Here is a 13953-nt window from a genome sequence, read left to right on the forward strand (position 1 = left end):
GCGCCGTCCCGCCGAGCACCACCGCGGCCACGGACGCGAGCGTCAGCTCGTTGCCGACGAACGGGTCGCCGGACCCGGTGTTGGCCAGGACCGCCAGCGCCGCCAGGGCCGCGAACAGCCCGCCCAGCATGTACGCCCAGGCCCGTGTCCTGGCGACGGGCACCAGCGAGGCGTACGCGGCCTCGGCGTCGCCGCCGACGGCGTAGATGTGACGTAGCACGCGGTGCCGGCGGAGCACCCACCACAGCAGCGCCACCCCGAGGATCGCCAGCAGCGCGACCGGTAACCCGAGCACGGCGGCGCGGTACGCCGTCGTGACCTCGATCGGCACCGAGCCGCCGGGCGTCGGCAGCACCACCAGCGCCAGCCCGGAGAACACGAAGCTGGTCGCGAACGTCGCGACGATCGGCTGCAGTCGCAGCAGCGCGACCACCAGCCCGTTCAGCGCGCCGCAGGCCAGCCCGGCGCCCAGCGCGGCGGCCGCGGCGAGCGGGAACCTGTCCAGCTGCCCGTCGACGACCTGGACGGCGACCACGCTGGCCAGCGTGACCTGCGCGCCGAGTGAGAGGTCGATGCCGCCGCTCAGCACCACGATCGTCTGCCCGACGGCGATCGCCACGAGCGGTACGAACGTCGCGAAGTTCGAAGTGAGCGCGTAACCGCCCCAGAAGTTCGGCTGCAGCGCCGAGTTGACGGCAACGGCCGCCACCAGCATCGCGACCGTGGCGGCGCCGGACAGCTGGACGCCGGGCAGCCGGGCCAGGGCCTTCACAGTGACTCTCCAGGGGCGAGCCGCAGCGCGCTGGACACCAATCGGTTCTCGGTGATCGCCTCCGCGCTCAGCTCCTCGGCGACGGCGCCCTCGAACAGCACCAGTACGCGGTCGCTCAGCTCGGTCAGCTCACGGTTGTCGCTGGAGTTGAGGATGACGACGGCGCCGTCGTCGGCCAGGCCGCGGACGATCGCGTAGATCTCCTCCTTCGCGGCCACGTCGACGCCTTTGGTGGGGTCGTCGAGCAGAACGACACGCGGCCGGTCGAGCAGCCACTTGCCGATGACGACCTTCTGTTGGTTGCCGCCGGACAGCGTGGACACCGGGTCGGCCAGCGAGCCGATCTTGATCCGCAGCCGTTCGACCATCGACCGGGCGGCGCGCCGCTCAGCCGCGGCGCCGAGCGCGAGTTTCGCCCGGGCCCGCCGGTGCATGCTGGCCAGCGAGAGGTTCTCCTGGATCGAACGCGGCGCGAACATACCCTGCCTGCCCCGGTCGCCGGGCACCAGGGCGACGCCGGCGCGGGCGGCCCTGGCCGGCGAGGTCAGCGGCAGCATCCGGCCGTCCAGCAGCGCGCCGCCCGCGGTGATCCGGGCGGCGCCGAACAGCGCGAGCAGCAGCTCGGACTGGCCCTGGCCCTGCAGCCCGCCGAGGCCCAGCACCTCACCGGCGTGGACGGTGAAGGTGACGTCCCGCAGGCGGTCGGTGGTGAGCCCGCGTACTTCAAGAGTCGCCGTCGGCGGCGGGCGGTCCGGGGTCGCAGCGGCCGGCGCCCGCGCGGGGCGGGGTGCCTGGTGCGGCGCGTCGCCGACCATGAGGCGGACGAGTTCGTTCTCGTCGGTGGCCGCCAGTTCCACGGTGCCGACGGTATGGCCGTTGCGGAGCACCGTGGCGCGGTCGCAGAGCGCGAACACCTCGTCCAGCCGGTGGGAGGTGAACACCACCAGCACGCCCGCCGCGCGCAGCTCGCGTACCACGTCGAACAGCACCTCGACCTGCTCCTTGTGCAGGGACGCGGTGGCCTCGTCGAGCACGAGGATCCTGGGCCCGCGGGCCAGCGCCTTCGCGACCTCGACGATCTGCCGCTCGCCGGGACCGAGCGAGTCGGCCGGCCGGTCCAGCGGCAGCCGTCCGGAGAACGCGGCGGCGAACCGTTCCAGCGCGGCGGCGGCGCGGTCGCGGGCGGCGCGGTGGTCGAGGAACCCGAACCGGCGGGCCGGCTCCAGCCCGAGCACCACGTTCTGGGTCACCGTGAGGTCGCCGACGATGCTCAGCTGCTGGTAGACGGCGGCGACGCCGAGCGCGTGCGCGTCGCGCGGGCCGCCGATCCGCGCCATTGCGCCGTCGATGCGGATCTCGCCGGAGTCGGGGACGACGGTGCCGGCCAGCGTCTTGTCCAGCGTGCTCTTGCCGGAGCCGTTCGGGCCGAGCAGGGCGTGCACCTCACCGCGGACCGCGGTGAGGCTCGCCCCGTCGAGCGCCTGGACACCGCCGTACCGCTTGCGGACGCCGGTCATCTCCAGCAGCGTGCTCACTGGAAGAAGCCTGCGGCCTCGTCGCGGGTCAGCGAGCCGTCCAGGCAGTACGCGTCGGTCTGGCCGCTGACCTTGCCCCAGTGCTCCTCGAGGGTGGTCTCGTTGACCGTGTAGGGGATGGGGACGTGGACGGTGTTGCCGTTGATCTTGCCCGCGGCGAACTTCCGGCCCTCAAGCACGTTGACGGCCATGTGCAGCGCGGAGACGGCGCCGCCGGGCGGGTTCACGACGCCGATGCTCTCGAAGCCGTCGGCCCGGGCGCCGTTCCACAGCCGCATGAACCCGACCCGGGCCTCCCCCGAGATCTTGATCTGGTTGAGGCGGCCGGCCGCCTGGACGGCGCGGAACACGCCCTCTGCCATGCCGTCCTGCGTCCAGACGCCGTCGACGTCGGGGTAGGTGGCCAGCAGGTTCGTCATCACCTGCTGCCCGCTGGCCTGGTCCCAGTTGCCGTCGGCGACGCTGAGCACGTTGACGCCGACGTCGGTGAAGACCTGCTTGGCGGCGTTCCAGCGCATCTCGTTGGCCGGGTGGCCGGCGATGCCGTTGACGACGACGATGTCGCCGCCCCTGCCCACCTGCTCGGCCAGCCACTTCGCGGAGATGCGGGCCCACTCGGCCTGGTCGATGACGACGTTCGTGACGTCCTTGGAGGTGACCGCCTGGTCGATGGCGAACACGTCGATGCCCTGCTGCTTCGCCTCACGGAAGACGGCGTCCAAGGCGGTCTCGGAGTTCGGGTTGACGATGATCGCGTCGACGTCGCGGTTGATGAGGTTGCGGATCTGCTGGATCTGGCCGTTGACGTCGGTGTCGGCGCTCTCGACGACCAGCTTGTCGACCACGCCACCCTTCTGATACTCGGCGAACGCCGCCTCCAGACCCTTGACCATCTGGGTGCGCCATTCACTGCCGACGAAGCCGTTGCTCAACCCGATGGTGTACGGCCGGCCGTCGGGCTCACCGCCGCCGCTGGCGCCGCTGCCGCCGTCGCCCGAGCTGCAGGCAGCCAGGAGCGCGGCCAGGGCGGCGGCCGTGGCACCCGCGCGCCACCCTCGACTCGGTCTCGGCATCAGGACCACACCCTTTCTCGGCGACTTTTAAACCAGCGCGAGCAATAAGTGGCCCAATGGTGCCCCACGGCCGGGGGTGCCGTCTACCGTTCGGGGCGACCTTTCCGGCGAGAGAGGGCCGGTGTCAGGGAGTGGCCTGGACGTAGGCGGAGTCGCTCACGAGGCGCGCGGCCAGCTCGGCGGCGCCGACGATCGCGGCGTCGTCGCCCAGCGCGGAGGCGGCCATGCGCGGCACGTGCGGGATCCGGCCGACGAGCCGGTCGCGCAGGCCAGGGGTGATGAGGTCGGCCGCGCCGCCCATTTCACCACCGACGATGATCAGCTCCGGGTCGAGCACGGTGCACAGGTTGGCGACGGCCAGCGCGACGTAGTCGAGGGTCTCCTCCAGCAGCGCCCGCGCCTCGACGCTGCCCTTCCTTACCAGGTCGAACACGTCGGCGGCGGTGAGCGGCCGGTCCGCCGGCGCGGCGATGCCGCGCTCGCGAGCCTGGCGGGTCAGCCCGGCCGACCCGACCCGGCTCTCCAGGTCGCCGAAGCCGGGGAAGAACCGGGACAGCGACGAGCGGTCGAGCAGCATGTAGCCGATCTCGCCGGCCGCCGCGCGGGAGCCGCGGTGCAACCGGCCGCCGGTGACGATGCCGACCCCGATGCCGGTGCCGAGCACGACGGCGACGAGGTCCTGGACGCCCTGGCCGGCGCCGCGGTGGTGCTCGCCGACGGCCAGCACGTTGGCGTCGTTCTCGACCACGACGGGCAGCCCGGTACGGTCATGCAGCAGCGAACCGACCGGCACCTCGCGCCAGTCGAGCGCGGGCGCCCAGGTCACGCGCCCGTCGGCGCCGTCGACGACGCCCGGAACGGCGACGCCCACGGCCTGGCTGGGCCGGCCTCGCTCGGCGGCGGTGGCGCCCAGCTCGGTGGCGACGGAGAGCGCCTCCTCCAGGCGGATGGTCGCGCGGTCGGCGGCGTGCAGCACGTCGGGGACCACCGGGCGGTGGACCCGGTGGACGATGGCGGCGTCGAAGTCGACTAGCGCGCCCTCGGTGCGGGTGGCGCCCACGTGGACCACCGTCACGAGGTGGGCCCGGCCGCTGTAGCGCAGCAGGATCGACGGCCGGCCGCCGGTGGACGGCTGCTGCCCGTCGGTGACGACCAGGCCCTTGCGCAGCAGCTGGCCGGCCAGCCGGTTGACGGTGGCGGCGCTGAGCCCTGTGCGGGCCCCGATCTCCTGCCGCGACAGCGGCCCATGCTGCCGCAGCACGTCGAGGATCGCGGTCTGGTTGACCCGCGAGACGGTGCCTGCGTTGGCCGTCGAGGAGGTCGGACCCGACATGGCTGCTCCCCTTGAGTTTTCTATCAGGCTGATACTATCCGTCCTCAGCCCCGCTCGAGACTGGAGACGCCACCCGTGGTGATGCGCGGAACCGACCGTACCGGCCTGGCCGACCCGCTGCGCCGAGCGCTCACCGAGGCTGGCTGGCTGCCGTCGGACGACGCCGGGCCGGCCCCGTCCGTCCAGGCGTTCCGTGGAGACGCGGCCGAGCCGGTGGTGGGCGTCGACCTGGGCGGCACCAAGCTGCACGCGGTGCTCTACGACCCCGTCCGGCATCGGCTGCTGGATCGTGTCGAGCGGACCGATCCGCGGGGCGGCACCGACGTGACCAGCCAGATCGCCCAGATGGTGGCGTCGCTGACGGCGGCGGCGGGCAGCGCCGGGCGGCCTCTGCGGGTGGCCGTCGGCTGTCCCGGTGCCCCCGATCCGGTCACCGGCGCCGTCGGGCACGCGCCCAACGTCCCGGGCTGGGACCGCATGAACGTGCCCGCCGACCTCGAAGCCCGCCTGGGCACCCGTCCCCTGGTGTACAACGACGCCAACCTGGCCGCCTGGGGCGAGCACGTCTGGCAGCCGGACAGCGGCGGCGACCTGGCGTTCGTCGCGGTCGGAACGGGGATCGGGCTCGGCCTGGTGCTGGGTGGCCGAATGTACGCGGGCAGCCGCGGGCTGGCCGGCGAGGTGGCCGACCTGCCGTTCGGTGCGGATCCTTTCAACCCGGCCAACCTCGTGCACGGGCCACTGGAGCAGCAGGTCAGCGGCGGCGGCATCGAGCGCCGCTACCACGAGCTGACCGAGCGGCGGCGTCCGGCGCCGGAGGTGTTCGCGGCGGCGGCGGGCGGTGAGGGGGCGGCCGGGCAGGTGCTGGACGAGCTGGGCCGGCTGCTGGCGCTGGCGCTGCGGACGGTCCGGGCGATCGTCGATCCGGCGACGTTCGTGCTGGGGGGCGGGATCGGCTCGCGGCCGGAGACGCTGGCGGCCACCCGGCGCTGGCTGGCGGTCACCGAAGGGGAGTCGCTGCAGGTCAGGGCCAGTACCTTTGGGGCGCGCGCGGCGGTCGCGGGGGCGCTGGCCGCTGCTGTGATGGCCTGACCCAATCTGGCTTTTAACTCATGCCGATAAGAAAGTATCGCCGGAAGGGTTCCGATAGCGATCTCTCACAGGTACTTTCACAGAGATCGGCCATCTGCTGGGCGTTTCAGTCGTCCTGAGCAGATTTGTCGCTCGGCATGCCCGCGACCCTCGAAGGAGTGGCCATGACCAGGACGGTGGCATTAGTGCTGGCGGTGGTTACCGCCGGCGCGCTGGTCGGGACAGTGATCGCCCAGCCCGGCGCACTGATCGGGACGGCAGCGGCCTCCAGCACGGTGCGCGGGACGGCGGTGGGCGCTTCCGGCGCTGACCCGTCAACTGCCTCACCCGACTCGTCAGGCGCTTCCACCGAGGCGGACGACGCCTGTCTGGGCGGTTGGTCCACCGAGACCACTGTCTGGTTCGGCCCGCCGCGCATCGACACCGGCATCCCCAACCCCGGACGCGACGACGGCTGCACGCTGCTCGACGTCGTCTGGCAGGAGGAGCCGTTCGTCACCCACGGCGAGTTCGTCGCCACCGTCGCCCGTGCCACCCGGGGGTTCCGCGACCTCGGTCTGCTCGACGCGCGCGAGGGGGCCGCCATCCGCTCGGCCGCCGCCCGGTCGGCCGCCGGCGGGCGCGACGACTCCGTCCCGAACACCTGCACTGATCGTGTGGCGCTGACGTTCGACGACGGCCCGTCGTTCTACCGCAGCCAGACGCTGGCGATCCTGCGCGAGAAGCAGGTCACCGCGACCTTCTTCGACGTGGGCATGCGCATCGACGCCAATCCGCGGCTCCCGGCGTTCGAACGGCGCGAGGGGCACCTCGTGCTCAACCACACCTACGCGCACCCCAACCTCAACCAGGTCACCGTGCCGAGGCTCCAGACCGAGATGCGGACCACCGAGGAGGCGCTGGACCGGGCCGGCGTCGGGCGGCCGTTCGTCGGCATGCGCCCGCCGTTCCTTGCGGCGAACGCGCAGGTCAGGGCTGAGCTGACGCGACTGGGCTTCACGGTCATCAGCGGCGACATCGACGCGGCGGACTGGCTGCCGGACCGGCCCGCCGAGCAGCTGCGGGCCGACATCGCCCAGGGCATCGCGGACGGACGGCGGAACATCTTCCTGCACGACGGCCCCATCGACACCGTCGCCGGGCGGGAGCTGATGAAGGCGCTGCCGCTGATCATCGACGACATCCGGGCGGCCGGGCTGTGCTTCGGCACGTTCGACAGCACCGGCGCGATCGCCGCCGACCGGTACGTCTCGAGCGGTGAGCCGATCCCGTCCGTCGTCAACGCGGTGCCGTACCTGCCGCTGCTGTTCGAGGGCGGGCTGCCCCCGGAGCCGTACAAGATCATCACGCCGACGCCGGTCAACCCGGCCGTGGCGCCAGCCGTGGGGACGACCGTGGCGACGGCCGGATCCTCGTCCGCGGGGGCCGCCACGGCCGACGAGTGTCCGAACGGGTGGTCGCCGGAGGAGACCGTCTGGTTGGGGCCGCCGCGCGTCGACACCGGCATCGCCAACCCCGAGGGCCGCGACGGCTGCACCCTGCTGGATCGCGTCTGGGAGCGGGAGCCGTTCGCCACCCACGGCGCCTTCGTGTCCGCCGCCCGCGCGGCCGCCGACGAGTTCGTCGCCGCCGGTCTGCTCAGCGGCCGGGAACGAGCCCGCATCGTTTCGGCCGCCGCCCGCACCCGCGTCGGCGGGCCGCGCGACACATCCGTCCCGAACACCTGCGACCGCCGGCTGGCCATCCAGTTCGACGACGGCCCGTCGCACTACCGGACCGAGACGCTGCGGATCCTCCGCGAGAAGCAGGTGACCGGCGTCTTCATGGACACCGGCACCCGAGTCGAGGCGAATCCGCAGTTCGCCCGGTTCCAGCTGGCCGAGGGGCACGAATTGCTCAACCACACCTACAGCCACGCGAACCTGAACCAGGTGCTGGCCAGTGAGGGCCCCGACGGCGTCCGCCGCGAGATCCAGGCAGCGGAGGCCGCGTTCGCAGCCGCCGGCGCCCCGATCTCGTTCAAGGGCATCCGCCCGCCGTTCGGTGCCGCGAACGCGCAGGTCCGGCAGATCATCGCGGACATGGGCTACACGGCCTACATGACCCGCATCGGCACCGACGACTGGGTGCCGGAGCGCACCGCGCAGGAGATCAGCGAGGCGATCGTGGAGCAGCTGTATCCGGGCGCGATCATCTCGCTGCACGACGGCCCGTACGACACCCCGGCCGGCCCCGGCACGAACGGAGGTCTGGCGCTGCTCATCGACGCCGCCCGCGAGCTGGGCTACTGCTTCGGCACCGTCGACCACCACGGCAACGTGGTGGCGGACCGGTTGATCCCGACTGTCCAGCCGATCCCGGTGGTCGAGAACCCGGTGCCGTACGCGCCACTGGTCTTCCCGGGCGAGCCGCCGGAGCCGTACGTGATCGTCGGCTGACCCAGCCCGGCCTCCGACGCGAACGCCGCCGGCGACGGGGCCAGCGTCCGCCCATCCAGCATCGTCGCCGCGAGCACGAGGACGACCTGCGGCGAGTTACCGACGATCAAGTAGAGCAGGGACCACATCATGGCCTGCGACCATGTCGGACCGCCAGCCTTGATCACCGCGTAATCGCAGGTAGCAGCCCCAGGTCGAGTTTCCGCACCCCCACAGGCGCGCGACGTTGCTCAGGTAGGGGTCGAGGCCTTCTGATGATGGAACTTCCTATACTCGCCTTCGAAGGACTCGATGCTGCGCGCCCTGCCTTCCAGCCCGCGACCGATACCTGCGACGTCATGCACTTCACGGGAGAAGGGAGCTGTCTGCTGGTTCAGGCGGCCGGAGAGGTCCCGATGGACTTGGCATGTACATGGTCTTTCCGCGTGATGAGGAAACCGCAGATCAATGCGCCCGCGATCAGGATGCCGCTCGTGGTCCAGAAGGCGACGCTGTTGCCATGGATGGTCGACAGGATGAGTGCGTCGGGGGAGCGTGGATGGGTGGCGAGGTATGTGGCGCTGTGGCGTTGAGGGCGATGGTGTTCAGCAGTGCGGTGCCCAACGCCGCGCCGATCTGCTGGCCTGCGTTGACCATCGCCGAGGCGGCTCCGGCATCGTTGGGCTCGACCCCGGATGTGGCGAGGTTCATCGCGGGCCCGAACACGAGGCCGAAGCCTGCACCGGTGATGAGCAGTCCGGGGAGGATGCCGAGTGGGTAGGTGGAGCCGAGGTTGATCGCGGTGAACGACGCTGCACCGATGGCGGCAACTGTGAGGCCCGTGATGGCGAGCGCGCGAGCGCCCATGCGGGGAAGGAGGACACTGCCGGCGACGATCGATCCGACGACCAGCATGCCGACCATTGGGACGAACGCGAGTCCGGTGGCCAGTGGCGTGAGTCCGCTGACGATCTGCAAGTGGTAGGTGAGGAAGAGGAACACACCGAACATGCCAATGCCCGCGATCGCGACCATGAGGTAGGCGCCTCCGCGATTCCTGTCCCAGATGACCCGCATGGGCAGGAGCGGGTTAGAGGTCCTGTTCTCGACCAAACCAAAGAGTGCCAGCAACGCGATGCCGAGGGAGATCGCTCCGATGGTCATCCAGTCACTCCAGGAGCGCGACTCGGCGATGGTGAGGCCGTAGACGATGGAGAGCACACCGAGGGTTGAGACGACCGCCCCGACGATGTCGGGTCGACCACCAACGGCAGAGGCGTGCGTCTCCGCTGGGAGCACCTTGGCGGCGAGTGCGCTGATCCCGACACCGATGACGACGTTGGTGAGGAGGCACCATCTCCAGTCGAGGTACTGGCTCAGGAGGCCGCCGAGGATCAGTCCGATCACGCTGCCGCTGCTCGAGACGCCGCCGAAGATACCGAATGCCTTTCCTCGAGTGGTGGCGTCCGAGAAGGTCGTCGCCAGTAGCGACAGCGTCGCCGGAGCCATCAGCGCTCCCGATATCCCCTGGAGTGCGCGGGCGACGACCAATGTGGTGAAGTCGCTGGCGAGGCCCCCAATCAGCGAGGCGATGATGAAGCCGCCCACCCACGGTGGGAGTGCCACTTGCTGCGGAAGGTGCTGACGGCTTCGGCGGTTTCCTGTGCGATCAGATCGGTGTTGATCGCGCCCGCGGCGGCGGCGATCGCGCCGGCGTTCGCGCGGCCCGGCACATTCAGGGCTCGATTCGTGAGGATTCCGCGCGCGGCGAGCCCTTCGGCTTGCTCCGTGCTCGGTGAGGGTTCGGTGTGGAGCAGGAGGGTGAGCCGGTCGGTCCGCTGGCGGAACAGCAGCGCCTGATGCATGCTCATCGCGCCGGTCGCGAGCGCACCGATGCGCTTCTCGCGTATCTCCCATCCGTGACAGTACGGGCAATGCGCGACATCACGCCCCCAGCATTCGCGCAGCGCAGGAACGTCCGGGAGGACGTCGACGATGCCTGCGCACGCGCGCAGGCGGCGCGCGCCATCCTCGGTGAAGAGGACTTCGTCGTGTCCAGCGGCGAGGTGCCAGAGTTCGACACGCATCTTCCGCATTGGTACGGCAACGCGGATGAGCATCCCGTGGAGTTCCTCAGTATCCTCGGCCCCCAGGGCCAGCGGTTCCACATCAAGGCCCAGTACCGCAGAGGATGAGTGGCTCTCGCAGTTGTGAGCTGCGAATTCCCATGCAAGTGTGAGCCTCCCCACGGACGCAGAGCGATCTTCCCCACGTGGGTCCGGCGGGCGAGTGGCCCCCTGCGTGCGAGCAGCCCGGTCCAGCGGGAACGTCGCGGCGATGACGGGCTGGATCTCTGTATCACGCGCCACGTCCAGGAGGAGGTCGAAGTCCCTGGGCAAGGTGTGTCAGCGCCCATTAACTCTGACGCGGAAGGTAAGCGGCCACCGATGGTGGCGGCCGGGTTTCGGCCGGCAGCGAGGCCAGGCGTGTCGGCCGCGCCGGAGCTCACGCAGTATCAGGTCGATCTGCTGAAGGCCGGGTACCGAGTCGATCCTTCCTCGTTATCGGGGCCCTGCACGATGGCGTGTCACACTTCGTCCCCCCGCCGCTCTCATAGGAGACGTAGATTCAACATCAGAGGAATTCCCCCACCAGAGGAGCGACATGCTGACGGTGATCGGCGCAGGCTTACCGCGTACCGGGACCAGCTCGATGAAGGCGGCACTGGAACGGCTCGGATTCGGGCCATGCCATCACATGTTCAACATCATGACCAACCCGGCCCTCGTCGACAGGTGGCTATCGGTGACCACCGAGGGGCCGGTCAACTGGGAGGAGGTGTTCGAGGGGTTCCGGTCCGCCGTGGACTGGCCGGCCTCGCACTTCTGGCGCGAGCAGGCGGAAGCGTACCCTGACGCCAAGGTCGTCCTGACGGTCCGCGACCCGCACGCCTGGTACGTGAGCATGCAGGTGCTCATCACCGACGGCCCGGGGCGAGACCTGCCGGAGGACCTGCCCGAGGCGGCGGCCGCGGTGTTCCAGAGGATGATGAGGCTCGGCCCGGTGCTCGACCACATCACGCAGTCCGTGTTCGCCCAGTCCTTCAGGGATGGCCCACTGGATGAGGAGGTGGCCGTGGCGGCGTTCGAGCGGCACGTGGCCGCCGTCAAGGAGGCCCTCCCGCAGGAGCGCCTGCTGGTGTTCGACGTCCGGGAAGGGTGGGAGCCGCTGTGCCGGTTCCTGGACGTGCCGGTGCCTGACGGGGAGCCGTTCCCACATCTCAACGACGCGAAGTCGATGCAGCAGATGCTGGCCAAACTGATGGCGGGGGGCGAAATCGAGTCGCCCTTCGCGCATTAACCCTCCAGGTAGTCGCAGGATCGCCGGGGTGCTGTCGCATGACGGCAGCTTGCAGCCCGGCAGACTTGAGCAGACGCTCAAATTCGATGGAGCGGACGCTCAACATCATTTGAGCGTCCGCTTAGAAGTTGATCTTTGTGCATCGAGGACAGGTCAGGCCATCGGACGGCACTCGCGGGGCGATCAGGTCTGGGTTCCGACCACAGCGCCGTCCGTGTCGGAGGTGAAGGCCGTGCGCTTGATCCGCAGCCGCCTGGCCCCGTCCGCGTGCAGCGCACCGCCGCCCAGCGGCAGGTGGTTCGGGGCCGTTCCAGCGCGAGCCGAGAACAGAAAGGGCCGGCCCCGCATCGTGGGAGCCAGCCCTCCGAGGTCAGCCCAGGCCGTTCTTCACGGCCTTGATGAGCCCACCGTTGGTGGTGTCGCCGCTGAGTTCCCAGAGGAACGCGCCGCCGAGGCCCTGGTTCTTCGAGTACCTCATCTTGCCGCCGATCGTGCTCGGCGTGTCGTAGCCCCACCACTGGTTGCCGCAGTGGGCGTACGCCGTGCCCGCGACCGTGCCGGTGGACGGGCAGCGGGTCTTGAGCACCTTGTAGTCCTCGACGCCCTCCTCGAACGGCCCCGGCGCCGGTCCCGTCGCCGTGCCGCCCGGCGCGGCCTGGGTGACGCCGGTCCAGCCGCGGCCGTAGAAGGGGATGCCGAGCAGCAGCTTGCTCGCGGGCACGCCCTTGCTCTTGAGCTTCTGGATTCCGCTGTCGCCATGGAAACCCGGTGTCGGGATGCCGGTGTAGGAGTTGAGCGGAGAGTGCGGGGCCGTCGGACCCTGCGGCGCGAAGCCGCCGAAGAAGTCGTAGGTCATGACGTTGTACCAGTTGACGTACTGCGCCGCGTCGGCGTAATCGGCCGCGTCGATCTTGCCGCCGTCGGTGCCGTCGGCGGTGATCGCCGCGGTGACCAGGTTGCCGGAACCGAAGCGGGCGCGCACCGCCGACATGAGGTTCCTGAACGCGGCCGGGCCGCTGGTGTCCGGCGATGGCCCAGTCGCCGCCTGGGCAGGTGCGGTGGCGATGACCGTGGATGCGCATCTGAGCTCGGCACGGTCATTCCTGTGGGACACTCGGGCGCAGTAAGCATGCGGGCACGAGCACACCGCGATCGATCCCGCCTACTGGAAGCGCGAAGTACAGCCTGCGCTATCGACAAGTGGCTGTGCGCCCCAGTCCCATAGTGCTTGCAGTACGGGGCCGAGGCGGCGTCCGTGTGGGGTGAGTGTGTAGTGAACCCCGGGGCGGCCAGCCAGGCTGACGGCGGCGATCGAGCACGCCGGCATCTGTCAGGTGTGCCAGCCGATCGGAAAGAACCTTGTCCGACAGCGCGGGCAGGGCATGGCGGAGCTCAGTGAAGGTGCGGTCGCCTTGCAGGAATTCGCGGATCACCAGGGTTGTCCAGCGGCCATGCAGGGCCGCGAGGGTGATTTCCACCGGACATGATGGGGTGGGTTTGGTGACGTCGCGCGGGGGTCCGCCGGGCCCCACCGGTGCCGGATTACGGTTCGGTGTCCACCGGGCAAGCCCCGATGACCAGTATGGTCATCCTGGTCTACTGCTCGGGCTGGTAGACCAGGATGACCAGGCCGGAGCTGAACGTCTTGTTCTCCAGCAGCTTCAGCTTCGCCTTCGACTCACGCCTGAACAGCGGCTCACCCTCACCAAGGATGAGGGGATGCACCCACAGGTGGTACTCGTCGAGCAGCCCGGCCTGCGACATCGTGTCGGTCAGCTGCCCGTTGCCGTAGATGATGATGTCGCCGCCCGGCTGCTGCTTGAGCTTGGTGACCTCCTCGACGAGGTTCTCGCCCCTGATGATGGTGGAGGTGCCCCAGATGTCGGCCTTCTCCAGGGTGTCGCTGACCACGTAATGGTGCATGCCGTTGATCCGGTCGGAGAACTCGTCGCTGGGCCTGGTCGGCCAGACCGACGCGAACCCCTCGTAGGTGACCCGCCCCGCCAGCAGGGCATCCGACCTGCGCATCAGGTCCAGGGCGTACTGGGTGGCATCGTCCGTCCGGTAGTCGAACGACCAGTTCTGCGGCTCGTCGATGTAGCCGTCGAGCGTGGTGTAGGTCGAAGCGATGACTTTCCTCATTGTTCTCTCCATTGGTAATCGTTTCTGGCGTCCCGCAGCGTACGGGCCCACCATGACAGCTGGTCAAGCGTGATTCCGGCCGCCGCGCGGCAGCTCGCGCCCCGTTTGGGCCAGGAGCCGTCGGCGTCGAAGAGATCCCAGTAGCAGGGCAGGCTGACCGCCTCGGTGACGGCCACCGCCCGCAGCCGTTCGTTGCTTGCCATGTGACTACTGTGCTGGGCGACCGTTA

General features: G+C 70.1%; 14 protein-coding genes and 1 pseudogene. 3 read left to right on the forward strand and 12 right to left on the reverse strand.

Annotation, left to right across the window (positions count from 1 at the left end):
• The 4 genes from ITP53_RS28595 to ITP53_RS28610 form a co-directional block, all read right to left on the reverse strand.
• Positions 1–772: ABC transporter permease (locus tag ITP53_RS28595; protein WP_195898559.1), on the reverse strand; the 772-nt coding region annotated here is incomplete at its 3' end.
• Entirely contained in the window at positions 769–2307 is a 1539-nt protein-coding gene (locus ITP53_RS28600) for a sugar ABC transporter ATP-binding protein (RefSeq protein ID WP_195898560.1), read from the reverse strand. The genes ITP53_RS28595 and ITP53_RS28600, both read right to left, overlap by 4 nt.
• Positions 2304–3380 (reverse strand): ABC transporter substrate-binding protein, encoded by a 1077-nt coding sequence (locus ITP53_RS28605; RefSeq protein ID WP_195898561.1) that lies wholly within the window; start codon positions 3378–3380, stop codon positions 2304–2306. The genes ITP53_RS28600 and ITP53_RS28605 overlap by 4 nt, the downstream gene beginning before the upstream one ends.
• Before the next feature lie 124 nt (positions 3381–3504).
• Entirely contained in the window at positions 3505–4713 is a 1209-nt protein-coding gene (locus ITP53_RS28610; protein WP_195898562.1) for an ROK family transcriptional regulator, read from the reverse strand.
• An 81-nt stretch (positions 4714–4794) separates the two neighbouring features.
• On the opposite strand from ITP53_RS28610, the gene ITP53_RS28615 reads away from it, so the two are divergent.
• A complete protein-coding gene (locus ITP53_RS28615) occupies positions 4795–5805 on the forward strand; it encodes an ROK family protein (protein ID WP_207756536.1) in 1011 nt (336 codons plus the stop codon).
• Positions 5806–5969: 164 nt separating this feature from the next.
• On the forward strand, positions 5970–8243 hold the full coding sequence (locus tag ITP53_RS28620; RefSeq protein WP_195898564.1) for a polysaccharide deacetylase family protein: 2274 nt from the start codon (positions 5970–5972) through the stop codon (positions 8241–8243).
• Between the two features lie 459 nt (positions 8244–8702).
• Here ITP53_RS28620 and ITP53_RS28625 read toward each other — a convergent pair whose 3' ends face one another.
• Together ITP53_RS28625 and ITP53_RS28630 are read right to left on the reverse strand one after the other, a co-directional pair.
• Positions 8703–9830: an MFS transporter gene (locus ITP53_RS28625; RefSeq protein WP_195898565.1), complete on the reverse strand. Its 1128-nt coding sequence runs from the start codon at positions 9828–9830 to the stop codon at positions 8703–8705.
• Complete coding sequence (locus ITP53_RS28630; protein ID WP_195898566.1) at positions 9803–10309, reverse strand: NAD(P)/FAD-dependent oxidoreductase; 507 nt, start codon at positions 10307–10309, stop codon at positions 9803–9805. The genes ITP53_RS28625 and ITP53_RS28630 overlap by 28 nt, the downstream gene beginning before the upstream one ends.
• Before the next feature lie 577 nt (positions 10310–10886).
• On the opposite strand from ITP53_RS28630, the gene ITP53_RS28635 reads away from it, so the two are divergent.
• Complete coding sequence (locus ITP53_RS28635; protein WP_236051270.1) at positions 10887–11582, forward strand: sulfotransferase family protein; 696 nt, start codon at positions 10887–10889, stop codon at positions 11580–11582.
• Positions 11583–11765: 183 nt separating this feature from the next.
• Here the strand turns inward: ITP53_RS28635 and ITP53_RS28640 are convergent, their stop codons facing one another.
• The 6 genes and pseudogenes from ITP53_RS28640 to ITP53_RS28660 all read right to left on the reverse strand — a co-directional run bounded on the left by ITP53_RS28640 (position 11766) and on the right by ITP53_RS28660 (position 13927).
• Complete coding sequence (locus ITP53_RS28640) at positions 11766–11930, reverse strand: hypothetical protein (protein WP_195898567.1); 165 nt, start codon at positions 11928–11930, stop codon at positions 11766–11768.
• A gap of 22 nt (positions 11931–11952) precedes the next feature.
• A complete protein-coding gene (locus ITP53_RS28645) occupies positions 11953–12729 on the reverse strand; it encodes a glycoside hydrolase family 18 protein (protein ID WP_328816065.1) in 777 nt (258 codons plus the stop codon).
• 15 nt (positions 12730–12744) lie between these two features.
• Positions 12745–12909, reverse strand: a complete 165-nt coding sequence (locus ITP53_RS61260) for a winged helix-turn-helix transcriptional regulator (RefSeq protein WP_407941317.1) — start codon at positions 12907–12909, stop codon at positions 12745–12747.
• A gap of 13 nt (positions 12910–12922) precedes the next feature.
• Positions 12923–13114, reverse strand: a pseudogene (locus ITP53_RS61265) (winged helix-turn-helix transcriptional regulator); the annotation flags it as partial.
• A gap of 64 nt (positions 13115–13178) precedes the next feature.
• Entirely contained in the window at positions 13179–13724 is a 546-nt protein-coding gene (locus tag ITP53_RS28655; RefSeq protein ID WP_195898568.1) for a dihydrofolate reductase family protein, read from the reverse strand.
• A complete protein-coding gene (locus tag ITP53_RS28660; RefSeq protein ID WP_195898569.1) occupies positions 13721–13927 on the reverse strand; it encodes a hypothetical protein in 207 nt (68 codons plus the stop codon). Before ITP53_RS28660 ends, ITP53_RS28655 begins: the two co-directional genes overlap by 4 nt.
• Between the last annotated feature and the right edge of the window lie 26 nt (positions 13928–13953).

The sequence above is a fragment of the Nonomuraea cypriaca genome, from assembly GCF_015645445.1.
Classification (GTDB): domain Bacteria; phylum Actinomycetota; class Actinomycetes; order Streptosporangiales; family Streptosporangiaceae; genus Nonomuraea; species Nonomuraea cypriaca.